This is a genomic window from Pseudomonas sp. CCI1.1, assembly GCF_034348165.1.
GTDB lineage: Bacteria > Pseudomonadota > Gammaproteobacteria > Pseudomonadales > Pseudomonadaceae > Aquipseudomonas > Aquipseudomonas paracarnis.
In genome coordinates this window covers 1,508,598-1,532,936 of record NZ_CP133780.1, presented here as the reverse complement: position 1 = coordinate 1,532,936, position 24,339 = coordinate 1,508,598, and the positions used below count along the sequence as shown (strand labels likewise).

The 24,339-nt window shown below is 60.0% G+C and carries 12 protein-coding genes; 4 read left to right on the top strand and 8 right to left on the bottom strand.

The features are described 5' to 3' along the window. Window positions 1–34 precede the first annotated feature (34 nt). The 4 genes from poxB to RHM69_RS06575 form a co-directional block, all read right to left on the bottom strand. Window positions 35–1,759 carry a ubiquinone-dependent pyruvate dehydrogenase gene (gene poxB / locus RHM69_RS06590; RefSeq protein WP_122301057.1) on the bottom strand — a complete coding sequence of 575 codons (1,725 nt, stop codon included), beginning with the start codon at window positions 1,757–1,759 and terminating at the stop codon, window positions 35–37. A 78-nt stretch (window positions 1,760–1,837) separates the two neighbouring features. Beyond that, entirely contained in the window at window positions 1,838–3,070 is a 1,233-nt protein-coding gene (locus RHM69_RS06585) for an NADH:flavin oxidoreductase/NADH oxidase family protein (protein WP_058410574.1), read from the bottom strand. A gap of 134 nt (window positions 3,071–3,204) precedes the next feature. Then, window positions 3,205–3,699, bottom strand: a complete 495-nt coding sequence (locus RHM69_RS06580; RefSeq protein ID WP_003190711.1) for a DUF934 domain-containing protein — start codon at window positions 3,697–3,699, stop codon at window positions 3,205–3,207. Further along, the gene (locus RHM69_RS06575) at window positions 3,683–5,341 is read right to left on the bottom strand and encodes a nitrite/sulfite reductase (RefSeq protein ID WP_032903543.1); all 1,659 of its coding nucleotides are present in this window, start codon (window positions 5,339–5,341) and stop codon (window positions 3,683–3,685) included. Before RHM69_RS06575 ends, RHM69_RS06580 begins: the two co-directional genes overlap by 17 nt. Before the next feature lie 425 nt (window positions 5,342–5,766). On the opposite strand from RHM69_RS06575, the gene RHM69_RS06570 reads away from it, so the two are divergent. Then, window positions 5,767–6,834: an ABC transporter substrate-binding protein gene (locus RHM69_RS06570; RefSeq protein ID WP_014718268.1), complete on the top strand. Its 1,068-nt coding sequence runs from the start codon at window positions 5,767–5,769 to the stop codon at window positions 6,832–6,834. Here the strand turns inward: RHM69_RS06570 and RHM69_RS06565 are convergent. Then, a complete protein-coding gene (locus tag RHM69_RS06565; RefSeq protein ID WP_014718269.1) occupies window positions 6,831–7,049 on the bottom strand; it encodes a DUF2970 domain-containing protein in 219 nt (72 codons plus the stop codon). The genes RHM69_RS06570 and RHM69_RS06565 overlap by 4 nt on opposite strands. A 52-nt stretch (window positions 7,050–7,101) precedes the next feature. Continuing rightward, a complete protein-coding gene (locus RHM69_RS06560) occupies window positions 7,102–11,946 on the bottom strand; it encodes a dermonecrotic toxin domain-containing protein (RefSeq protein ID WP_200600421.1) in 4,845 nt (1,614 codons plus the stop codon). Window positions 11,947–12,246: 300 nt separating this feature from the next. Here RHM69_RS06560 and RHM69_RS06555 point away from each other — a divergent pair, with 300 nt between their 5' ends. After that, complete coding sequence (locus RHM69_RS06555; protein ID WP_322255485.1) at window positions 12,247–12,510, top strand: hypothetical protein; 264 nt, start codon at window positions 12,247–12,249, stop codon at window positions 12,508–12,510. A 69-nt stretch (window positions 12,511–12,579) separates the two neighbouring features. On the opposite strand, the gene metH is transcribed toward RHM69_RS06555, so the two are convergent. Continuing rightward, complete coding sequence (metH, locus tag RHM69_RS06550) at window positions 12,580–16,290, bottom strand: methionine synthase (protein ID WP_200600419.1); 3,711 nt, start codon at window positions 16,288–16,290, stop codon at window positions 12,580–12,582. A gap of 167 nt (window positions 16,291–16,457) precedes the next feature. Between metH and RHM69_RS06545 the strand changes: the two genes are divergently transcribed. After that, the gene (locus RHM69_RS06545) at window positions 16,458–18,749 is read left to right on the top strand and encodes a fatty acid cis/trans isomerase (RefSeq protein WP_200600411.1); all 2,292 of its coding nucleotides are present in this window, start codon (window positions 16,458–16,460) and stop codon (window positions 18,747–18,749) included. Window positions 18,750–18,830: 81 nt separating this feature from the next. Beyond that, window positions 18,831–19,853 carry an acyltransferase family protein gene (locus tag RHM69_RS06540; RefSeq protein WP_019820255.1) on the top strand — a complete coding sequence of 341 codons (1,023 nt, stop codon included), beginning with the start codon at window positions 18,831–18,833 and terminating at the stop codon, window positions 19,851–19,853. A 17-nt stretch (window positions 19,854–19,870) separates the two neighbouring features. Here the strand turns inward: RHM69_RS06540 and RHM69_RS06535 are convergent, their stop codons facing one another. Then, window positions 19,871–24,223 carry an SET domain-containing protein gene (locus RHM69_RS06535; protein WP_060767532.1) on the bottom strand — a complete coding sequence of 1,451 codons (4,353 nt, stop codon included), beginning with the start codon at window positions 24,221–24,223 and terminating at the stop codon, window positions 19,871–19,873. Window positions 24,224–24,339: the final 116 nt, after the last annotated feature.

Below are 24,339 nucleotides of genomic sequence, written 5' to 3'. Positions count from 1 at the left end.
CGCCTTCGCGAGCAAGCCCGCTCCCACAATGGGGTTATCGCAACCAGTTGGTGCGTGCCAGTTCGATAACCTCATCGCCACGCCCGCTCATCACCGCCTTGAGCATGTACAGGCTGAACCCCTTGGCCTGTTCCAGCTTGATGCTCGGCGGCATCACCAGTTCCTGAGTCGCGGTCACCACATCCACCAACACCGGGCCATCGTGGGCCAGGGCACGGCGCAGTGCCGGCTCCAGGTCTTCGGATTGCTCCACACGTATGCCCAAAATGCCCATGGCATTGGACATGGCCGCGAAGTCCGGGTTTTTCAGCTCGGTGCCGGTGTCCAGGTAACCCGCAGCCTTCATCTCCATGGCGACGAAGCCCAGGGACGAATTGTTGAACACCACGAGTTTGACCGGCAATTGCAGTTGCGCCAGGGAAATGAAATCCCCCATCAACATGGTGAAACCACCGTCCCCGGACATCGAGATCACCTGCCGTCCAGGGAACGCCGCCTGGGCGCCGATAGCCTGAGGCATGGCGTTGGCCATCGAGCCATGGTTGAACGAGCCGATCAGCCGGCGCTTGCCGTTCATCTTCAGATAACGCGCTGCCCACACGGTGGGTGAGCCGACATCGGCGGTAAAGATCGCATCATCATCGGCCAGTTCGCTGAGCAAGCGCGCCACATACTGGGGATGGATTGGCCGGCCGGCCTTGGACGGTTGCGCCAGGTCATCCAGGCCTTGGCGGGCCTTTTCGTAGTGCTTCAGGGAGGTATCGAGGAAGCTGCGATCGGTCTTGCGGGTCAGGCGCGGCAACAGCGCGTCGATGGTTTCACTGACGTCGGCGGCGATGCCCAAATCCAGGGTCGCACGACGCCCCAGGGCTTGGGGGTTGCGGTCCACCTGGATGATCCTGGCGTCGGTCGGGTAGAACTGGCGATAAGGGAAGTCGGTGCCGAGCATGACCAAGGTGTCGCAATCGAGCATGGCGTGGTAGCCGGAGCTAAAACCGATCAGGCCGGTCATGCCGACGTCGAACGGGTTATCCCACTCCACATGCTCCTTGCCCCTCAGTGCGTGCACCACCGGCGCGCCGAGGGCGTCGGCCAGCGCCACCACTTGATCGTGGGCACCGGCACAGCCGCTGCCACACAGCAGAGTGACTTTCTCGCTGCTCTGGAGCATGTCGGTGAGGCGCTGCAAGTCCTGCTCAACCGGCAGGGTGCGCGGTGCGTGCAAGGCCGGCCACGGCTTGAGCTTATCTTCCACCTCCAGCAGCGATACATCTCCCGGAATCACCACCACCGCCACGCCTCGGTTGAGGATCGCCGAACGCATGGCACGGTGCAGCACCTGAGGCATCTGCTCGGGGTTGCTCACCAGCTCGATAAAATGGCTGCACTCCTTGAACAGTTCCTGGGGATGGGTTTCCTGAAAGTAATTCAGGCCAACCTCCGATGACGGAATCTGCGCGGCAATCGCTAGCACCGGCACATGGTTGCGATGGCAATCGAACAAACCATTGATCAAATGCAGGTTGCCCGGCCCGCAACTGCCGGCGCACACCGTCAACTCGCCGGTGGCCGCCGCTTCGGCACCGGCAGCGAAGGCGGCGACCTCCTCGTGGCGCACATGCATCCACTCGATGCTGTCCATGCTGCGCAGGGCGTCGGTCAGGCCATTGAGGCTGTCGCCGGTGAGCCCCCAGATACGCTTGATACCCGCTTGTTCCAGGGTGGTCGCCAACTGCTGGGCCAGGTTGATTTTCGCCATGAGGAACTCCAATCGTCAGTGAGGTTGAAAAACTGCTGATCAGTAGGGGACAGTTCAATCACGGCGAATGCTCCGCCTTTAATGTGAAGATTGCGTCATGCTTGCGCGGTATTGCCGCGTACGCCGCGCGATAAACCACTGGTCACAGGCCAATGCCAGCCAGGGCGCAACGTTGGGGTTGGGCAGGCGGCCGCGGCTCAGACGGCGCATCTGGTCGCGCACCACGGCGAGGGTGGCGAGGGCGGCCAGGGGTTTGCGCTTCCATTCCATGGGCCGCAGTTGTGGGTTGAGGTCGCGACCTTCACGCCACTGTTTGATCAGTTGCGGCTCCAGGGTCAGGGCGGTGGCGATGCCGGCCATGGCGATGCCGCTGTCCAATACTTGCTGAACCACCGGCAAGCGGCGAATACCTCCGGTCACCATCAGTGGCATGGTGGCGATGCTCGCCATTTGTGTGGCGAAATCCAAAAAGTAGGCTTCACGGGCCAAGGTGCGGCCGTCCCGCGCCTCACCTTGCATGGCCGGCGCTTCATAGCTGCCGCCGGACAACTCAAGCAAATCGATCGGCAGTGTATTGAGCATCTCCACTACTGCGCGCGCATCGGTCTCATCGAAGCCGCCGCGCTGGAAGTCTGCGGAATTGAGCTTTACCGACACACAAAATGAAGGGCTGACGCTGGCACGTACGGCACGGACGACCTCCAGCAACAGGCGTGCGCGGTTTTCCAAGGGGCCGCCCCAGCGGTCGGTGCGATGGTTGCTCAAGGGCGAGAGAAATTGGCTCAACAAATAACCATGGGCGCCGTGGATCTGTACGCCGGTGAACCCGGCTTGCTCGGCCAGGCGGGCGCTGGTGGCGAAGCGCTTGATGACGTCCTGGATGTCGTCTTCGGTCATGGCCTTGGGTTTGGCGAACATCTTGGAAAAACTGCCCACATCCAGCGCAATAGCCGAGGGGGCCAACGCTTGTTGACCGAGGTTGGCCATGGTCTGGCGGCCCGGATGGCTGAGCTGTACCCAGAAGTGCACACCTTTGGCCCGGGCTACGTCGGCCCATTCACGAAAACTGGCCAGGTGTTGCTCGTTTTCCAGAGCGACACCGCCAGGGCCGGTCATGGCGCGGCGGTCGATCATCACATTACCGGTCAGCAGCAGGCCGGGTTCGCCGTCGGCCCAGGTCTTGTACAGCTGCTTCAAGGCTTTGGACGGTGCCTGATGCAGGTCCGCCATGTTCTCTTCCATCGCGGCCTTGGCGATGCGATTGGCGATGACTTGGCCGTTAGGCAGTTGCAGCGATTCGAACGGTGACATGGGTTAACTCCTGAGCAGGGGAGGTCTCAGGCTAAGCTTAAAGTGAACTTTAATGTCAAGCGGGAGTCGATCACACAGGATTGACGGGCGATGGAACGGTAGGAGCGAGGCGTTCCCCTCGCTCCTGCAGAGTGTCAGCGGCGGCGGAACAGCGGCAAAGGTTCATCGGTGGCCGCTTGATAGGTCACCGAGAAATCCTTGAGGCTTTCCAGCGCTTCGTACGGGTCTTTGTCCGCGCGCAAGGCGAAGGCATCGAACCCGCAGCGGTGCAGGTAGAACAGTTGGTCACGCAGCACGTCGCCAATGGCCCGCAGTTCACCCTTGTAGCCATAACGGTCACGCAGCAGGCGGGCATTGGAGTAGTTGCGCCCGTCGGTGAAGGCCGGGAAGTTAAGGGCGATGACCTGAAAATGCTGCACGTCATCACCGATTTCTTCGGCTTCTTCATCGGCGTCCAGCCACACGCCCAGGCCGCCATCGCGGGCCTTGAGGGCATGGCCGTGCTCGCGCCACAGTGCCAGCGGCACGATCAGGTCGTCGCAGTTGGAGATGCCGTCGAAGCTCGCGTCCTTGGGCAGCAGGTGCCAGGTTTCGTCGACGACTGCGTTGTTCTTAATGATTCGCTGCATAGACACGCTCCTTGAACAGGTCGATGCCGATGCGCTGGTAGGTGTCGATGAAGCGCTCATCTTCGGTACGCTGTTCGATATACACGTCGATCAGCTTGCCGATCACCTCTGGCATGGCTTCCTGGGCGAAGGATGGGCCGAGGATCTTGCCCAGGCTCGCATCGCGGCTGGCGCTGCCACCCAGGGACACTTGGTAGAATTCTTCGCCTTTCTTGTCCACGCCCAGGATGCCGATGTGGCCGACGTGGTGGTGACCACAGGCGTTCATGCAACCGGAGATGTTCAGGTCTAGCTCGCCGATGTCGAACAGGTAATCCAGGTCGTCGAAACGGCGTTGGATCGACTCGGCAATCGGGATCGACTTGGCGTTGGCCAGGGAGCAGAAGTCGCCGCCCGGGCAGCAGATGATATCGGTCAGCAGGCCGATGTTCGGCGTAGCAAAGCCGCCTTCGCGCAGTTCGCCCCACAGGGTGAACAATTGGCTTTGTTCAACGTCCGCAAGAATGATGTTCTGCTCGTGGGAGGTGCGCAGTTGGCCAAAGCTGTAGCGCTCGGCCAGGTCGGCGACGGCATCCAGCTGCTTGTCGGTGATATCGCCAGGGGCAACACCGGTGGGCTTGAGCGACAGGGTCACTGCCACGTAGCCGGGCTTCTTGTGCGCCAGGGTATTGCGCGTGCGCCAGCGGGCGAAACCTGGGTGTTGCTGGTCGAGTGCGGCCAGCTCGGCGTCCTGATTGCTCAGGGCCTGGTACTCCGGGTCGACGAAGTGCTTGGCGACGCGGTGCACTTCGGCTTCGGTCAGGGTGGTCTGGCCGCCGCGCAGGTGTTCCATTTCGGCATCGACTTTCTGGGCAAACACCTCAGGGGTCAACGCCTTGACCAGGATCTTGATCCGGGCCTTGTACTTGTTGTCGCGACGGCCATAGCGGTTGTAAACCCGCAGGATGGCGTCGAGGTAGCTCAGCAGGTCCTGCCACGGCAGGAACTCGTTGATAAAGGCGCCGACCACCGGGGTACGGCCCAGGCCACCGCCGACCAATACGCGAAAACCCAGCTCGCCGGCGGCGTTGTACACCGGCTCCAGGCCGATGTCGTGCACTTCGATGGCGGCACGGTCCGAGGTCGAGCCATTGATGGCGATCTTGAACTTGCGCGGCAGGTAGGCGAATTCGGGGTGGAAGGTGGTCCACTGACGCACAATTTCACACCACGGCCGCGGGTCGATCAACTCGTCGGCAGCGACGCCGGCAAATTGGTCGGTGGTCACGTTGCGCAGGCAGTTACCGCTGGTCTGAATGGCGTGCATCTGCACGGTAGCCAGTTCAGCCAGGATGTCCGGCACATCTTCCAGGGCCGGCCAGTTGAACTGCACGTTCTGGCGGGTGCTGATGTGGGCGTAGCCTTTGTCGAAGTCGCGGGCGATCTTGGCCATCATTCGCGTCTGGCGCGACGTCAGTTGGCCATAGGGCACGGCCACCCTCAGCATCGGCGCAAAGCGCTGCACATAAAGGCCATTTTGCAGGCGCAGAGGGCGGAACTCTTCTTCGCTCAGTTCACCTGCTAAGTAGCGTCGGGTCTGATCACGGAACTGCTTGACGCGGTCCTCGATGATGCGCTGATCGTATTCGTCGTATACGTACATATAGGTCCTGTTCTCGGCAAATCTGCGCGCACGGCCGCGCACTCCCAACGGAGCCGGCGCACGATACCAGTTTGCGTATATGCGCAAAAGTGATGTTTGGGTATATGTAAATAACCAAACTGACTAATGAGAACCGTTATCGCCATACCCACATTTGTCATAGGGAAAACTCTGGTCTTTACTGTGATCGAGTCTTAGTGCAGTCACCTATAAAACCGACAAGAGGCGATGCGATGAGCAATTCCACCAAAGCCCGTAAACCCGACAGTACCGTGGATGCCTGGGCCATTTTATTTTTGATCATCCTGGTGGTGGGAACCGCCGTGTTCTGGGTTAGCCACCAGTAAAGCAGCGGGTTGATTGAACCTCGATTGAATATCTAATTGCCACTATCATGGCGCTCTATGTTCAAGGTTCAGACAACCATGTTGAAGGTTCTGATGGCGTGTGTGTGGTTGCTGGGGTCGGCGTACGGGGCAATCGCCCAGGCTGCGTCGGTGGTGTTTCTCAACCCTGGCCGGTCTTCGGAAACCTTCTGGGTCAGTTATGCGCAATTCATGCAGGCCGGCGCCAAGGACCTCGGCCTGGATTTGCGTGTGCGCTATTCCGAGCGTGACAACCAAGTCACCCTGGCCCATGCGCGAGAGGCATTGCTGGGCACTGAACGACCTGATTACCTGGTGCTGGTGAATGAGCAATACGTTGCCCCGCAAATCATGCGCATGGCCCAGGGCAGCGGGGTGAAATTACTGATCGTCAACAACGCCCTGACGCCCGACCAGACGCAGCTCTTGGACGCCTACCACGACACCCGGTTGATCGGCAGCATGGTCGCGGACGACGAGCAGGCCGGCTACCTGATGTTGACCGACTTGTTGCGCCAACACGGGCCGATCGCTTCTGGCGCAACGCTGGACCTGCTGGCATTTTCCGGTGCCAAGACCACACCGGCGGCGCAGTTGCGTGAACAGGGCCTGCGCCGCGCCCTGGCCGAACATCCGCAAGTGCGCCTGCGCCAGTTGGTCTACGGTGAATGGAACCGCCAGCGCGCCTACGAACAAGCCACGCAGATGCTCAAGCGCTATCCACAATCGGCCCTGGTGTGGTCGGCCAATGATGAGATGGCATTGGGCGCCATGCAGGCCCTGCAAGACAGCGGTCGGGTACCGGGCAAGGATGTGTTGTTCAGTGCGGTCAACAGTTCGCCGCAGATCCTTGCAGCACGCCTGGACGGGCGCCTGAGTACGCTGGTGGCGGGGCACTTCACCCTGGGCGGCTGGGCAATGGTGTTGATCCATGATGAGGCCAAGGGTGTCGATATCGGCGCCCGTGGCGGTCGCAACCGCCAGCAAGCGTTGTTCCAGTTGATCGACTCCGCCCAGGCACGCCGGCTATCGGGCCCCCTGCCATCGGTGGATTTTCGCGCATTGTCAGCGGTGGGCAAGCCCGCATCCTACCGTTACCCATTCAGCCTGCAACTGTTGCTGCGTTAAACCCCGGCCAGGTGCAGCACCAGCTTGACGATGCCAAACAGGGTCAAGGCAAACACCGCCGTGAACACAATACCCAGGATCACGAAATGGCTAGGCTTGCCGTGGGTAAAATCGCGGGCGCGGTTCTTGCCGCTTTGCACACCAAAAGCCGCCGCCATCACGCTGTGCAGCATCTGCCAGAAGGTCGGCGGCTTGTTATCGATTGGGTCGTCCATACAGCCCTCGTCAACGGGGTCATCGTACAGAGCATAGACAATCGGTTACGGCTTATCTTGGGCTGAGCACCTCCAGACCCAGGAATAGCTGTTGGTCCAGCGGCGGCTTGATCTCGGCTTTCTCCAGGTTGACCACGGCCCGGTTGTCGGCACGTGCCCGCTCGATCAGGTCCTTGCGGGTATACAGCCGTTCAGCTTTGGTTTTCAGATGCCCGAAGTCAGGGCTGGCAGGCGGCTTGTCGGCCGTCGCGTAGTGGAAGTGGGCGTACCACAGCACGGCGTCCTCACCTTGTTTGCCTTCCCTGATTTTGCTTTTATCGCGTATCGCATACTCGGTCAGGTAGTCCCCCGCTTTTAACGGGACACGGCTGCGGACCAGGTTGATGTCGACAAAACCGTGTCGCCATAAATAGGCCACATGGGCTGCCCTGGGGCGCTGCAACTTGTAACCGAGGCTGCATGCCTCGCGTGCTTGCCGGGTGGCGGCGGCGGCCTCTTCCTGGTAACGGTCGATCAGCTCGGTGGCACGGGCGTCTGTGGCATGGTCGCGCTTGAGTTCTTCAGCCAGGGTTGTGAATTTTTGCGCATGTTGCGTCAGCATGACATCCCATTCATGGGGGGCCAGGCTTTCCAGTCGGCTGGGGTCGTTGAGTTTGCGTTGTTGAAAATGAATACTGCGATCAATTCCCGCGCGCTCGTCTTTGACCGTTTGTGCCTGTGCCTCTATTGCCCTCAGTGGGCGCTTAAGCGCCACCTCAGCAGGCGGTGCGGCGTGGGCTGGCTCTACGACATTCCAGAACCCCTCACTGGCGTGTTCAAGGTAGGTGGCGAGCGTCTTGCCGGTCAGCGGGTCTTTGATATCGACGAAATTGCCTGGCGCATCCGGCTGGCCGACACGCAAGTCTCCTACCAGGGTCCTCCTGTCGCGGGTGGTGATGACTCTGCGACTCGAGGCTTTGAGTCGCGTGGCGCTGTCGGGGGGCGTGACAGGGGCAAAACCCTCCTCGACCAGAATCGAATGGGCCAGTTGGGTTTCAAGGCTGCTGCGGGCTTGGGCCAGATGTTGCAGGAAGGGCTCGCGGTATTCTTCGCGAATAAACCCTGAACCCATTTCAGTCAATGAGTTGACGGCGTTTTCCAATTGCTCATAGCGCTCCAGGACACTCTTGAGTACATCGATCTGCTCTAGGGTCGAGTAGCCGCTGGTCGTCATCATTTCCGTATGCGCCGACAGGCTGGTTGCCGTGCGTGGGTCGGTCAGTTCACTGACGAAAGGATACTCCGCCAGCTCCCTTGAGCCGTGCGCACGGTTTAATACCAAGTCGATAAACACCAGCAGCGCATGTTGCTTGATGATCACTGAGTGGATGTTTTGATCGGTGGGTCTGTCTTGCAGTAAAAACTGACGTGTTGCCGGGGTAGCTTCCTTGAGCAGCGTCTCGATTTTTTCTGCGGGCTCGATCATGTGTTCGAGCGCCTGGACCTGGCGTTTCTGCAGGTTGATGTAGTCGTCGTAGGCGTCGGTGATGTCATTGGGCAACTCCTGCTTAGTGCGCGCATTCAGCTCGTCATAACTTTCGCCGCGCTCGGTCTCAAGGGTGTCTGACATTCGTTGGGAGAGAGACTCATAAAGCCCGCCCCAGAAGCTGTAAAGGGTTTTGATGGCCCTGTCCCGCGCGCGCTCGTGGGCCGGGTCAGTCCTATCCAGGCTCATCAGCTCGTTGGCCTTGGCCTGGATTTTTTTCATCAGTTCGACAACGGGTAGCCCGTGTCGGCGCTGGTTGTCCAGGGCAATATCCCACTGGATCCTGGCCTGTGCGGTTGCAATGCGGCGTTGCTCATGACGCTTGACCACTTCGGCGTGCAGTTTCGGAATGCTCTTGGAACTGGCCAGCAGCAACCAATCCTTGCGCAGGTTCTTACTCTGTTCGACCAGATTGGTACGGGCGATCGTCAGGGCTCTTTCAGAGGTAAAAGAGGCACCCATCAAGGAAAACATCGTGGCGTTGAGCGCAGTGAGCTCTGAATTCAGAGTCCGCAGGCGTTCGGCACGTTCCTTTTGCCAGGTACTCAATCGGTCACGGGGCATGCCGCCGTTGAGCCTCGCGTGGCGGTCAAGGCGCCAATGTCCTTGGCCGTCGCTTATCAGCCTGAAGCCTGGATGTTGAGGATGTTTGGGGTGCACCAGGTAGACCTCGCCGAACCCCGGTGTCACGCTGACCTGGAACAGCAGCCCGCCAAGGCTGGCGTGCCAGACGCCGTCGATGCGGTAGAGGCCCTTGAGTGCACCGCTCGCTTGCGGGGCCGGCAGTGACGAGGGCCAGGGCACCTGAATATCGAGCATCGCTCTGAGCCGTTCACTGGCTTGAGGGCTGGCCAGGGACCGGCTGAAGTCCAGCACCGTATCACCCGTCGCCGGCGGCTCACCGGGCAGCGACACCACGCCCTCGCGTATCGCTGGCATTTGTTCCGCTTCCGGCGTGCCCGGGGCACGGCGCCAGACTGCCAGTCGCAAACCACGGGCCTCTGTATCAGCTTCCAGTAACGGCCTGCCAGACGCGGATGCGCCATGCAGCAACACCATGGCGGTATTGAGTAGCAGATCGATCAATGCCGATTCACGCGTAATCGGGTCCGTGCTGTCCAACCCCGCCAGATCCTGCTCCAGGCTGGCGACCAGCACCAGGAACCAGCCCGCCAACATGGCTGGGCCGCGTACCAGCGGCAGCAACAAGGTGTTGAACAGCAACCACGCACCTTCCATCAAGACGGCCCAGCGGCTTTCGGTGTTGGAGACTGATTCACGGTCCGCCAAATCGACCAGCGCCCGCGCTGTACTGCCGAACAGATGATTAAGCAGTTGGCCGTTGACCTGCGATTGCAGCCATTCACCGGCACCCTCATCAACCGCCAGGGTCGCCGGGGCGGGTTTCTCGGCCAGGCTGTATTCATCGCCGGGCAGGAAACGAATGATGTGCGGTTCCTTGATACCGCCGTGGGCATAGATGGGGCGGGCTTTCTCCGATAACCAGTCCAGCACGCTGTTTTGCAACTCGCCTGGCTGGGCAATGGCCTCCAACAGCGCCTGGCGGCTGGGGTATTGATGCAGGGCGTCGGCATACAACGGTCGATACAGCAAATGTGGACCCGCACTGATATCGCGTGGCTCGATGATGAACATGTTGTTTGCCTGATCCGGCGAAGCCCCGGCTTTGCGGCACAGAGCCAGCGGGCGCAAGACGATTTCCTGGCCATCAACCACTCTGTCGGCGGGCATTTGCGCCATCAGCGCCTTGACGTACCGATAACCGGTGACGGTCATGCCGTGTTGCTGGCGGATCTTGTATTCCAGTGCCTGCATCGGCAGATGAACCTTGAGTTCACGAGTAAACAGCGACTCCCTGCGCTGGGCATCGGCGGTGTCGGATAACAACAGCTCTTTGAGAGCGTCAGGGTAGGTAGTGCCAATATCAACGCGCTGGATCAGGCCGCTGCTGCCCAACAAGTAATCTTCGTTCAACCAGCCTGGCAACGGTGTTGTCGTGCTGGAGGATAGCTTCAGCGTGCCAGAGGGCTTGCCAGCGAGGTTCTTCAGAGCCAGGTCCGTCAGCGACATGCGCACATGCTCGACAATTCCGGCTCCCCCTGGATAACCGGCGGCCACAGTGAAATCCAACAGCACGGCATCGGGGTCGACGTCGCCGTGATCAGCCTGCATCTGCTTGCGTAGCGCGGCCCGGCTGAACGTGTGGATGTTTTCAATGCCTTCGTTGAACGCGCGGCCCTGGTTTTTTTGCAGCACCTGCGCCATGTCCTGCAGATGGCGATGGTAGGCAAATCGATCAGCGCTGCTGGCTTGTGCGAGCCATGCCGGCAGTCGCTGGCTCACGGCATCGAGCCGTTCGGCGGCGGCGATCGGGACGTCGGTGAAATAGCGTGCCGGATCGGTGATCTTCTCCAGGTGCTGCTCAAGGGTTTTTTCGTCTTGACCCTGGAAAGACAGGGTCTCCAGGTCTTCCAGGTGTGTATTGAGGATCAGCCCCGCCTGTTGCTCAAACACATTGGCGACCGGCTCGTTGCGCCGCCAGGTCAGGCTGTCGAATCGGAACTGCTCCTGCATCTTCGCGCCCCAGGCCTGGCTGAACGCCGCCAGTGAGTCGAACGTGTCGATCTTGCCGGCCACGCTGTACAGCAGCAGCTGTTTTTCACGTACCAGCAGCAGATCTGGGGTGAGTACGCGCACGGTTTCGCCGGCGTCGGCGAGCGTGGTTTCTATGAAATACACATAGGTGGCCGGTGAGGAGCGGGGCAGGCGCTCACGTTGTGCCGGCCAGGCGGCGACCACCGCCAACATGTCACGCTGCGTGTCGGTCAGGGTTGAAGGACCCGCCGCCGCGGCGGTCATCCGACCGTTGAGGAACTCGCTGAGCCACTGCCAGCGACTGTTGCCATGCTCGTCAACCTGGCTCCAGTAGTCGGCCAGTTCATGCTGCATGTACAGATAAAGCGAGGCTGGCAGCTCGTCGATGATCTGTGCGATGACTTGCATGTCGAGACCCGGCAGGCCCTCGGGCTTGATCACTTCGGGTGGCGTCTGGGTGAGGAAGTAGGGACGCTCGCGCACGGAGTGCAGGTCAAGCGTCCGCGGGTTCAGCACATGGGCGATAGCCACTTCCATCAATGCAGGATAGGCGTAACCGCCGGATGGCTGAGGGCTTGCCAGTTTGACCGTCTGCCAGTCCAGCTTCAACGACGGGTAGCGTTCCAGAATACGCTCGCGCAGGGCGTTCAACAGCACTGAATACAAGGCTGGGCGGGTGGTGAAACGCGCATGTACGGCCTGGGCGGGTAATTGGCGAAAGGCCAGGGTTGACGCGGGGGTAATGGGTTCGGGCATGACGAAATCCGTTTCCTGTGTAAAACCGGTTGTTCTGAGCTGCCGGCCCAGCGGACCGGGAATCGGTCCGGCACAGGAAATCGCATTTGGTCATTGCGGGTGCGGTAGGTGATTACCGCGAGCCTATCAATTGCGGTGCTAACGACCCTGCACCGTATATATTCACCACCGAGCAGCGTCTGGAGGGTGATGTTCTGTCATTCCCAATCACAGGAATGACCGAATGTCTGATCTACCCACCCAGCGCTTCGTTGACAAGCAACCGGCAGCAACTTCAGGTTATGTGCGGGAATGAGCCTGATGAAAATCAGGCTGACAGGCTGTGTGTATTTTGCCATTGGCGACAAGTACAGCGACCACCGCAGGACCTGGCCGTCCCCAGGCGGCAGTTATGGCAACAACTGGCCGATGAGCCGGGGCATGAGCGGTTTTTCCATCTGCTCGAACCACTGCACGATACCGAGGCGTACCGGTATGCGACGGCTGATCAAGGGCCAGCGTTTGCTGGGGCTGTCCCGACAATTGTTAAGGAGGTGCAGGCATTACAGGCAACTGTCACCGTAGCGCCACGACCCGGTCCGGCATCGCCGCAACCGGGGCCGTCGACACGGCGGTAACGAGCCGGGCAGGCCTTCAGTTGTCGTAACCCAGGTTCGGCGCCAGCCAGCGCTCTGTGACGCTCAGGTCCTGGCCTTTGCGTGCGGTGTAGCTGGTCACCTGATCCTTGTCGACTTTGCCCACCGCAAAATACTGCGCCTGTGGGTGGGCAAAGTACCAGCCACTGACCGCCGCCGCCGGGAACATCGCGTAGTGCTCGGTCAGGAATACGCCGCTGCGCCCGGCGTGCATTTCACGCGTCTCTGGGTCCAGTAGTTGAAACAGCTGGGCCTTTTCTGTGTGGTCCGGGCACGCCGGGTAGCCGGGGGCAGGGCGTATGCCGCTGTACTGCTCCTTGATCAGTGCTTCGTTGTCCAGTTGCTCGTCCTTGGCATAGCCCCAGTGCTCTTTACGCACTTGCTGGTGCAGCCATTCGGCGCAGGCTTCGGCGAGACGGTCGGCGAGGGCCTTGACCATGATCGAGTTGTAGTCATCGCCGGCGTCCTGGTAAGCCTTGGCCACTTCTTCGGCACCGATGCCGGCGGTGGTGATGAAACCACCGATATAGTCGGTCACGCCGCTGTCCTTGGGCGCGACGAAGTCGGCCAGGGAAAAGTTCGGCTTGCCGTCGGTCTTGATGATTTGCTGGCGCAAGTGATGCAGTTTGGCGATGGGCTGGCCGTCGTCACCGTAGACTTCCAGATCATCGTCCTGCACCTGGTTGGTCGGCCAGAAACCGAACACCGCACGGGCGCTGATGAGTTTTTCGTCGATCAGTTTCTTGAGCATTTCCCGGGCATCGGCATACAGCGCGGTTGCCGCTTCACCCACCACTTCATCGGTGAGGATGCGCGGGAACTTGCCGGCCAGGTCCCAGGAGATGAAGAACGGCGTCCAGTCGATGTATTCGGCGAGGACGTTGAGGTCGATATTGTCCAGCACCCTGGCGCCGGTAAAGGTTGGCACCACCGGGGTGTAGCTGCTCCAGTCGAACTGCGGCTTCTTGGCGATGGCCGCCGGGTAGCTCAGGCGCTCGGTGCGTGCACTACGGTTGGAGGTGCGCTCACGTACGTCGATGTATTCCAGACGGGTCTTTTCGACGAAGCCGGCCTTCAACTCCTTGGACAGCAACTGGGTGGCCACGCCCACGGCGCGGGAGGCGTCGGTGACGTAGATCACCGCGTCGTTGCTGTACTTGGGCTCGATCTTCACCGCCGTGTGCGCCTTGGAGGTGGTGGCGCCCCCGATCATCAGCGGCAGGTGGAAATCCTGGCGCTGCATCTCGCGGGCCACATGCACCATTTCATCCAGAGACGGGGTGATCAGGCCGGATAGACCGATGATGTCGCACTTCTGCTCCTTGGCCACCTGCAGGATCTTCTCCGCCGGTACCATCACCCCCAGGTCGACGATGTCATAGCCGTTGCAACCCAGCACCACGCCGACAATGTTCTTGCCGATGTCATGCACGTCGCCCTTGACCGTGGCCATCAGGATCTTGCCCTTGGCTTCAGGCTTGTCGCCTTTTTCCAGCTCGATGAACGGGATCAAGTGGGCCACCGCCTGCTTCATCACCCGGGCGGATTTCACCACTTGGGGCAGGAACATCTTACCGGCGCCGAACAGGTCGCCGACGATGTTCATGCCGGACATCAGCGGACCTTCGATCACTTCGATCGGGCGCGCAAACGACAGGCGCGATTCTTCGGTGTCTTCGACAATGTGCGTGGTGATGCCCTTGACCAGCGCGTGTTCCAGACGTTTGTTGACCTCCCAGCCACGCCATTCCTCGGTCTCGGCTTCCTTGACGCTGCCGTCGCCCTTGTACTTGTCGGCAATCGCCAGCAGGGCGTCGGTGCCGTCCGGCGTACGGTTGAGTACCACGTCTTCGACGGCGTCACGCAGCTCGGCGGGGATCTGGTCGTAGATCTCCAACTGGCCGGCGTTGACGATACCCATGGTCAGGCCCGCACGGATCGCATGCAGCAGGAACACCGAGTGGATCGCTTCGCGAACCGGGTTGTTGCCCCGGAACGAGAACGACACGTTGGACACGCCACCGGAGGTCAGCGCGTAGGGCAACTCATCACGGATATAGGCACAGGCGTTGATGAAATCGACGGCATAGTTGTTGTGCTCTTCGATACCGGTGGCGACCGCGAAGATGTTCGGGTCGAAGATGATGTCTTCCGGCGGGAAACCGACATCATTGACCAGGATGTCGTAGGAGCGTTTGCAGATTTCTTTCTTGCGCGCTTCGGTGTCAGCCTGGCCGGCTTCGTCGAACGCCATCACCACCACCGCCGCGCCGTAGCGCTTGCACAGCTTGGCGTGGTGAATGAACTGCTCTACGCCTTCCTTCATGCTGATGGAGTTGACGATGCCCTTGCCCTGGATGCACTTGAGCCCGGCTTCGATCACTTCCCACTTGGAAGAGTCGATCATGATCGGTACGCGGGAGATGTCTGGCTCACCGGCGATCAGATTGAGGAAGGTCACCATGGCCTTCTTCGAATCCAGCATGCCCTCGTCCATGTTGATATCGATCACCTGGGCGCCGGCTTCCACCTGCTGCAGGGCGACTTCCAGGGCTTCGGTGTAGTTGTCTTCGCGGATCAGGCGGGCGAACTTGGCTGAGCCTGTGATGTTGGTACGTTCGCCGACGTTGACGAACAGCGAACGGCGATCAATGGTGAACGGCTCCAGGCCTGATAGGCGGCAGGCCTTGGGAATGTCCGGGATCGGGCGCGGCGCGTAACCGGCCACGGCCTTGGCGATGGCTTCGATATGCCCCGGCGTGGTGCCGCAGCAACCGCCGACGATGTTCAGGAAGCCGCTTTGGGCGAATTCTTCGATGACCTTGGCGGTTTCTGACGGCAGTTCGTCGTACTCGCCGAATTCGTTGGGTAGGCCAGCATTAGGGTGCGCCGAAACGTGGGTGTTGGCCTTGTTCGACAACTCCTCCAGGTACGGGCGCAGCTCGCTGGCGCCGAGGGCGCAGTTCAAACCGACCGAGATCGGCTTGGCGTGTGCCACGGAGTTCCAGAACGCTTCGGTGGTCTGGCCCGACAGGGTTCGGCCGGAGGCGTCGGTGATGGTGCCGGAGATCATGATCGGCAGTTCCACGCACAGTTCCTCGAACACCCCTTGCACGGCGAAGATCGCGGCCTTGGCGTTAAGGGTGTCGAAGATGGTTTCGATCAGGATCAGGTCGGCGCCGCCTTCGATCAGGCCCTTGGTGGCTTCGGTGTAGTTTTCCACCAGCTCATCGAAGGTCACGTTGCGGTAGCCGGGGTTGTTGACGTCTGGCGACAGCGAGCAGGTGCGGCTGGTCGGGCCCAGTACACCGGCGACAAAACGCGGCTTGGCCGGGTTCTCGTGGGTTTTGGCGTCGGCCACCTTGCGCGCCAGGCGTGCGCCTTCCACGTTCAGTTCATAGGCCAGTTCTTCCATGCCGTAATCGGCCATGGAGATTCGCGTGGCGTTGAAGGTGTTGGTTTCAAGGATGTCGGCGCCGGCGTCCAGGTAGGCTTTTTCAATGCCGCCGATCACGTCCGGGCGGGTCAGCACCAGCAGGTCGTTGTTGCCCTTGACGTCGTTTGGCCAATCGGCGAAGCGTTTGCCACGGTAGTCCTGCTCCTCGAGTTTATAGCTCTGGATCATCGTGCCCATGCCACCATCAAGGATCAGGATGCGTTCCTTGAGGGCTTGGTGAAGGGCTTGCAGGCGAGCGCTACGATCGGGCATGGGACTACTCTGGTCAGGCATTACGGAGGGCGTGAATCATAGCAAACCTGTGCCGATTTGGAGCATGTCCGGGTTGTGCATGAATATCGCTCATGTTGCTGGCGGTCATGGCCCGGTAGAATCACCGCCATTTCACAGACCGCACGCCTTGAATCGGGACCCGATACATGTCACTTCGTTTGATCGTCAGCGCCGTCCTGGCCTTGATAGCCAGTACTGCGCAGGCAGAGGGTCCCGCTTCGGCGATCTCCTACACCCGCGATATCCAACCGATCTTCACCGAGAAATGCGTGGCCTGCCACGCCTGCTACGACTCCGCCTGCCAGCTCAACCTGGGGAGCGCCGAGGGCGCCGCACGCGGGGCAAGCAAAATGCCGGTGTATGACGGCGAGCGCAGCCAGGCCACGCCAACTACGCGGTTGTTTTATGACGCATTCGGGAAGCAGGCGTGGCAGCAAAAGGGCTTCTATTCGGTGCTGGACGCCCAGGGCAGCCAGGCTGCGCTGATGGCGCGCATGCTGGAGCTGGGGCACAACGCGCCGCTGGCGCCCAATGCCAAGCTGCCCGACAACATTGTGCTGGGGCTCAACCGCGAAAATATGTGCGCAACGCCCGGCGAGTTCGGTGCCTATGCCGGCGCTCACCCCAAGGAAGGTATGCCGCTGGCGGTCACCGGCCTGACCGATCAGCAATACCAGACTTTGCAACGCTGGCTGGCCTCCGGCGCGCCGATTGACGAGCAGGGCCTGGCGCCGAGTGCCAGGGAAGCGTTGCAAGTGCAACAGTGGGAAAACCTGTTCAACCAGCCGGGCGCCCGGGAAAGCCTGGTGGCGCGCTGGCTGTTCGAGCATTTGTTCCTGGCGCATATCTATTTCGAGAACGGCGAGCCGGGGCATTACTTCCAGTGGGTGCGTTCGCGTACGCCCAGTGGCCAGCCGATTGACCTGATCGCCACACGTCGCCCCAACGACGACCCAGGCACCCAGGTGTACTACCGCCTGTGGCCGGTGCAGGGTGTGATCGTGCATAAAACTCACATCACTTACCCCTTCAGCGCGGCGAAGATGGCGCGGATCAAGGCGTTGTTCTACGCCGGCGACTGGCAAGTCACGGCCTTGCCAGGCTATGGCCCCGGCAGCCGGGCCAATCCGTTCGCGACATTCGAAGCCATCCCGGCTAAAGCGCGCTACCAATTCATGCTCGATAACGCTGAGTACTTCGTGCGTACCTTCATTCGCGGGCCGGTGTGCCGTGGGCAGATCGCTACGGACGTGATCCGCGATAACTTCTGGACGCTGTTCCAGGACCCCGACCACGATCTGTACATCACCGATGCGCGTTATCGCGGCCAGGCCACGCCGTTGCTGGCCATGCCCGGGCAGAATGACGACGTGGGCAGTGTGCTGAGCCTGTGGCTGGCCTATCGTGACAAGCGCAACCAGTATGAAGCCTTGCGCCGTGACAACTATGCAGACCTGCCGGCGCCGAGCTGGTCGACATTGTGGGCGGGCAATGACAACGCCTTGTTGAGCATTTTCCGCCATTTCGACAGCGCCTCGGTGACCAAGGGCCTGATTGGCGAGGTTCCGCAGACGATGTGGCTGTTCGACTACCCACTGCTGGAACGCACCTATTACCAGCTGGCGGTGAATTTCGATGTGTTTGGCAACGTCTCGCACCAGGCCCAGACCCGCCTGTATTTCGACCTGATCCGTAACGGCGCCGAGCAGAACTTCCTGCGCTTGATGCCTGCCGACACCCGCGAAGACTTCATGGACGACTGGTACCAGAACAGCGGCAAGCTCAAGCTGTGGCTGGACTATGAAGCGATTGACGATGACAAGGCCAGTGGTTTGCACCTGAGCGAGAAGGACCCCAAGCGTGACTTTGCCAACCAGTTGCTGACCCGCTACGGCCATTTGAACGCCAGCCCCGACCCGATCAACCGCTGCAGCGGCGCGTTCTGCTCCCGCGACGGCATTGACCCGGCCTTGCAGGATGCCGAGCAAGCCCTGAGCCGCCTGACCTCGCGGCCGGCGGCGGGGCTCAAGGTGATCGAGCAATTGCCCGAAGCCACCATGCTGCGCATCGAAACCGCCAGCGGCAAGCGCGAGGTCTACAGCCTGCTGCGCAACCGTGCCCACAGTAACGTGGCGTTCCTGCTGGGAGAGGCGTATCGCTATCAGCCGGGGCTGGACACGGTGACGATCTACCCAGGCGTGCTCAGCAGCTACCCGAACTTCATGTTCAATATCCCGGCCCGGCAAGTGCCTGAGTTTGTCGCGCAGATGGAGCAGGCCAAGGACGCCAAGAGCTTCGAGAAAATCGTCGACCGCTGGGGTGTGCGCCGCAGTCACCCGCTGTTCTGGCAGTACTTCCATGACTTGTCGCGGTACATTCACGAAACCACGCCGGTGGAAGAGGGCGTATTGGACATGAACCGCTATGAGAACCTATAACGAAGTGCATTGATCCGGTCATTTCTGCATGCGGGGCTGAAGCAGTCGGATATTTACCTACATATTGGAAAGGGTATGCCGATGCTGATTTCAGTGCAGTTGTTGCGCGCGTTGGCTGCATGGGTAGTGGTGGGTCACCACGTCATGCAGCTGTTTTTCAACTTCGAGGCCCACAACGCCTTGGAGGACCTGTTGGTCGAAAAGGGCGGCGCCGGGGTGGACGTATTCTTCGTCATCAGCGGCTTGGTGATTTTCCTCGCGAGCGCCGATAAAGCGCTGACACCCTGGCGCTTCATGCTGATGCGCGTGGCCAGGATTGCTCCGGCGTACTGGTTCTATACCGTGCTTTTGGCTGTGCTGGTCACGGCCATGCCCTGGATGTTTCCAGACGTTCAGCTAGAACTGGGTCATGTGCTCCTGTCGATGCTCTTTATCCCCGCGCAAAACCCGGCGGGCTACGGCGTGTATCCACTGCTGGATGTGGGCTGGACGTTGAATTTCGAGATGCTGTTCTACTGCCTGTTCGCTGTTGCGCTGCTGGTGCGTGAAGCCTGTCGGCTGTGGGTGGTGGCGGCGCTGTTGTATCTGCTGTGCTACGTCATTGGCCCCGCCTTTGACTTGGCCGACGGGTTTTACCGTAATGACATTGTCCTGGAGTTTCTCATGGGCGTGGCGATCGGCATGCTCTACCGCCGCGGTCTGTGCCGGTCCAGGCCGTGGCTGGCGTTGCTGGGCGTCGTCGCGGCATTGGCGGCGATCTACCATGGCGTGGATGCCCCGCGCGCGTTGGAATGGGGAGTGCCCAGCGCCGTGCTGGTGATCAGTTGTGTGGCGCTGGAGCCTTACTTCCATGGTTCGCGCTTGATAAAACTGCTAGGAGACTGCTCCTACTCGGTGTATCTGCTTCACGTACTGGTGCTATGCGCTGGGCGCTGGGCCATCGAGCACAGGGCAATAGACCCCTACGCAATGATACCGGTGTGCATCGCTGTCATTGCGCTGGGCGCATGGGCCAGTTACCAGGTGTTGGAGAAGGCTACGCATCGCAGGCTCAAACATTGGTTTGGCATTGATGATGCGTTACCCATCAGGCAAAAGCATTAGGACCGCCGTTTGGCGGCTCAGGGCCTCACGTACTTCCAGTAGGCTTTACCATAGTCCATCAGCAACTCGGTCCCGGCAGGGATATCCCGCCAAGCGACTATGAACACCATGTATTTGCCTACATACACGGCGCCGACATTTTCGATGCCAACGTCGGGCAGATTGGGCACCTTGACCGCATTGATCAGGCTTAGCGTGTTGCTGTTACCGTGGCCGCTGATAGTCGCGCCATGAGTGTGGGTCTGGAATAAATACGTGCCGACGGCCGCTTCACCTTTTTCCAGTATCTCGGTATTGATCGAGGCTTGATCCAAGTGCAGCTTGCCGGTATACGGCCCAAGGACATCGAAGCGTTTTATATCGGTTCTGGCGACGACCGACAGGCCACGCTCTGGGCCCTCCTGCAGTTTCTTGACCTCCAAAAGGCGATCAAGCCGGCGATGATGATTGCCTTCCTTGGCGATCCATTCACGGATACTCTTGGTTGCAGCCTCTTTGACTTCGACGTATTGCAGGCCGGTGAACTCGTCAAAAAACTGGTTGGCGTCGGTGATCTCTATTTTTTGCAACGGACCTTCAAGTTCAAGGGTCAAGCTGCGCCTGACGTCGTTGGGGTCTTGCAGAATTGGCGCATTATTGTTGATTTTATGATCAAAAGACGCCGTGATTGAAGTGGATCGGCGCCGCGTGGGTGTGGCGTCATCGTCCAGCCGCGGACGTTTTGAGCTACCTGCCGTGGGGGGCGCAGGCCGCTTCCTGGCCACGGGCTCGTCCACCGGGCTTCGTTGTCCGAACAGCCACCTTTCTCTACCGGCGCGGGTCATGCTGCCATTGTCATTGACGTAGTCACTCCAGATAACCGGGTTGAGGTTGTTCTGCTCGACAAATGCGTGCATGGACACCCTTGAGTTGGTGGCGTTGTAGTGCTTGTTCCACTCTTGCAGGTGTTCGGGTTTCAGGTCGTCGAATTGTTCACCTCTGGCGTATTTGGCGAGTACTTTGCCTGCCGCTCGATAGGTGCCATCAATGTTTACATGCTCGGCAAAGGCCACCGGGTCCAGGTTATGGTCGGCGGCGAAGCCTTCAAGGGTGAGGCTGTTGCGCTCGCGCTGGGACGCCTTGCTCCAGTGCTCCATATGCTCGTAAGTGACGCAGGTGCGGGCGGTCCCTGCACGGTCCAGCATCTTTCGCCCTCGGGGTGTCAGGGTGTTGCGGCTGTTGACGAACTGCCGAAAGGCGCTGGGGTCCAGGTTGTAAGTGCTGACGAAGTTGTCCATGGTTTTTTTCAGGGCGTCTTCACTGGCCTCGGTCCATTTCAACAGCACTGAGGGCGTTACCACGCTTGGCGCATCCGGCGCGCCGCCCGCGAGCTTGATCGGGCCTGAATACCAATGACCAGGCTCCACCGACGACAGCGTGATCGACAAATCGCGATTGCTCCTCGGATTGACCAGTACGATAGAAAAGCTGGTGTCGGCGCCCGCGGCGGCCTCCTGAATGAACCCATAGGAATTGTCGCGGACCTGGTACACCGCGATTTTGCCCTTGTCATCAACATTACAGATGAACTTCTGGTTGTAGTCCGCTCGGGAGAAGATACCGCGTGCGTCGGGCTTGAGGCCTCTGATCAACTCCGGGTCAACCGCGTACTGACGAATCAACGGGCTGCTGTTGCTGATGACCGTGATCGGCTCTCTAAAGCGCGGCCCGAAGGCTTTATTGGAGGCGGTATCGATCAAGCGATAATCCGGCGCCTCGAGGCTGCCGACGTTGCGCATCGGGACATTGGCGAAGCCGTCCACGGTAAATAGTTGATCGCCCGCCTGCAGCGGCTTCCAGCTGTCAGGGTCAACCGAGCGTATGTGCCTTGCGGCGATCGTCCCATCGCGCAGCTGGGCAATACCCCGTTTTGCCTGGCGCATCAATTTATGTCCCAGCTTGAGCAAACCAAAGCGCGCGAGCCTGAGCAGGCTGGGCAGGGCGGCCAGGGGGTTGAGTTCGTGGAGCGTGGCAATTACCAGCTTCCCGGTCAGTTTCGCGAGCTTAGGCAGCGCCAGGCGCAGCCCGGTCTTGCCTGCGTGGATGAGCAGGCGGGTGGAGCCGGCCACATACCGCCCTACCGGCAACGCGAAAGCTACGATGTCAATGAACAGGCCGGCGACGCCTGACTTGATGCGCTGGGGATCACCGGAGGCGATGTCGTCGATACCGCCCCAAAACGGGATAAAAATCTTGCCCCAGAACGCCAAGTCTTCGAGTACCTCAGCGGGAATGTCTACCTCCCGCGTGTCTTTGCGGGTTTTTTCCAGGAGGGCTTGCTCATCGCAGAAAAACAGCTCGCGGGCAATCATGCTTGCCAGGGTTTCACTGCGCGGCGCATACAGCGTGTTGGGCGCGAACGATGGGATGCGCGGCCCTGCGTCGATGCCAGGCAGTGTCTCGCCGACTTGTTCAACGATCAACTCAGCTTTTTTGCCTGGTCTGGGCGCTTTGTTCTCGCGGTAAGCCTCTCGATCAAACGGTACTTCGGTGGCCAGCCTGTACTTGTCCCAGCTCATGGCGTCGCGTAGCTCTACCACTTTGCCGTTTAGCGGTAGGCTTTGCAGGTCTTTGCGTCGACGCAGCAGGCCGGCGAAGGGGAATACCTCGATGTAGATGGCATGGAGGGGCGAGCGGGGCTTGGCGATGCGTAGGATAAAACCTGTCCGGTAACGAACGGCATCGGTCTTGGCTTTGGTTTCATATTCGATGGGCACCTTGTCCAGGGCTTCTCTTAATGAATACACGGTGATCTCGTCCTGATCCACATCCAGGGTCGCATTGCCCAGGTGCGCAAGCAGTGACTGGATTAAGGTCTTGTAGGCGTTTCTCGGCATCTCAAGGGCGTCGCGAAAGGCTTTGTCGTACTCCATGTCCGAGACAAAGCGCCAACGGCTGGGCAGTTTGAGTTTGAGGTTCTGAATTGCGTTGAACATCTCATATTCATGCTGCTCCAGGGCGGTGACGGCCTGGGTGAGCTCATCCCGTGAGTGGCCCGACGATCGGCTGGCGATCAGGCCGTTGGCCTGTGCCCATTGCACGGTGGGGCCCAACTTGGCCGCTGCGACCAGTGCCTGTTGTTTAATGTCATCGCCGCTGGCGCGAAAGTGTTCCGCCGCCAGGTTGAGCAATTGTTCGAAACTCATGTGGCGCGATGAACCCGGTGCAATCGTTTCGGCCAGCAGAAAGCCGCTTCTGAAATTGACCCAGGTACTGGTGGCAGCGTAGGGGAGGTCATCGGGAATATCGGCCACCCAGACTTCGCTGGCAACATTGGCCTTGAGGACGCACACCGCCAATTGTGCCGCGTCAGCGCTGATCGACAAGCTATGTTCATAGCGGCTGATCAAGGATTGGCGGACCGACGAATAAGACGCGCCAGGCGCGATGAATAGTTTCAATTCGTTGTCGATCAGCGAGTCGGTGCTGGGAATGATCGTCAGCCACAACGCGCGCCACAGTAATTTCACCCGTACCGGGTCTGGGCAGATTTCGTCCTTCTGGCTGCCATACCAGTCCAAGGCCTTGGCAATCCGTTCGCCCAGTGCCAGGTTATCGGGGCTATTGAGCAATTGATCGAGCAGCACGGTGGGGGTGGTGGTGAGCATGTCCTGTTGTGAGGCGGTGAATGTTTCGGGCAATACATGACGGAACAGCGATTGACGGGTTTGTGTTTCGATCTGGCGGATAATCTCCTTGATTTTCTGGTCGGCAGGCGCATCCAGCAAGTGCTGCAAATCGCTGAGGTTGCCTTCGTGTCCGAGTTTTTTCAGGGTGTGATGTTCCTGCAAGACAGCGAGAACCGCTTTCCACTGCTCGCGGGTTTTGGGCTGTGCCGGGATGATCGAGTAATACTTGAGCACCAGATCAAACCGCACCGAACCGTCGCTTTTGAGGCCGTTACCCACACGCCGGTTGATATCCAGCAACACGTCGGCGTCGATGTACCAATAGGTGGGCATATGGCGCAGGATGACCGAATGGTCGGCAATGCTGAACGTTTCGGCAGGGTCGGGTATCGGTGAGCGCGTGCTGCTGAACAAGGTGGAGAGCAGGTCGTAAAGGAAGTCCCGGCCGATAATGGAATCATCCGGTTCGGGCTTTTCCCGCAGGAAGCGCTGAAAGTCTTCATCGGCTTCCAGCTTTGCCAAGACTCGAAAGGCTTCCTTGCACTCGCGATGCAGTTCGCTGTTGTGCGGGGGGCAGTAGTACACCTCGGCGGCGGATGCCGTCAGCGAGCCTTGTGTCGTCACGAAATCAATCAGATGGTCCAAATGCACTTGCTGTTCCGGCAAGCCCTTGAAATAGAAGCTCTGCAATGCGTTATTCATTCAATCCTCACAATCCGTAGTCGAAGAGGATTCACTCTATTGAGCCGGGGTTTGCGGGGGGGGCTATATAGGTAGGCACAGGTTTTCGCAGAAATGGCCAGGTGTCACGATGCGTC

What these genes read in the sequence shown, in the direction of transcription:
- metH (WP_200600419.1), bottom strand. Translation starts at nt 16,290, where the DNA reads ATGCCCGATCGTAGCGCTCGCCTGCAAGCCCTTCACCAAGCCCTCAAG.
- RHM69_RS06555 (WP_322255485.1), top strand. Translation starts at nt 12,247, where the DNA reads ATGAAAATCAGGCTGACAGGCTGTGTGTATTTTGCCATTGGCGACAAG.
- RHM69_RS06565 (WP_014718269.1), bottom strand. Translation starts at nt 7,049, where the DNA reads ATGGACGACCCAATCGATAACAAGCCGCCGACCTTCTGGCAGATGCTG.
- RHM69_RS06545 (WP_200600411.1), top strand. Translation starts at nt 16,458, where the DNA reads ATGTCACTTCGTTTGATCGTCAGCGCCGTCCTGGCCTTGATAGCCAGT.
- RHM69_RS06575 (WP_032903543.1), bottom strand. Translation starts at nt 5,341, where the DNA reads ATGTACGTATACGACGAATACGATCAGCGCATCATCGAGGACCGCGTC.
- RHM69_RS06535 (WP_060767532.1), bottom strand. Translation starts at nt 24,223, where the DNA reads ATGAATAACGCATTGCAGAGCTTCTATTTCAAGGGCTTGCCGGAACAG.
- RHM69_RS06560 (WP_200600421.1), bottom strand. Translation starts at nt 11,946, where the DNA reads ATGCCCGAACCCATTACCCCCGCGTCAACCCTGGCCTTTCGCCAATTA.
- RHM69_RS06585 (WP_058410574.1), bottom strand. Translation starts at nt 3,070, where the DNA reads ATGTCACCGTTCGAATCGCTGCAACTGCCTAACGGCCAAGTCATCGCC.
- RHM69_RS06540 (WP_019820255.1), top strand. Translation starts at nt 18,831, where the DNA reads ATGCTGATTTCAGTGCAGTTGTTGCGCGCGTTGGCTGCATGGGTAGTG.
- RHM69_RS06580 (WP_003190711.1), bottom strand. Translation starts at nt 3,699, where the DNA reads ATGCAGCGAATCATTAAGAACAACGCAGTCGTCGACGAAACCTGGCAC.
- poxB (WP_122301057.1), bottom strand. Translation starts at nt 1,759, where the DNA reads ATGGCGAAAATCAACCTGGCCCAGCAGTTGGCGACCACCCTGGAACAA.
- RHM69_RS06570 (WP_014718268.1), top strand. Translation starts at nt 5,767, where the DNA reads ATGTTGAAGGTTCTGATGGCGTGTGTGTGGTTGCTGGGGTCGGCGTAC.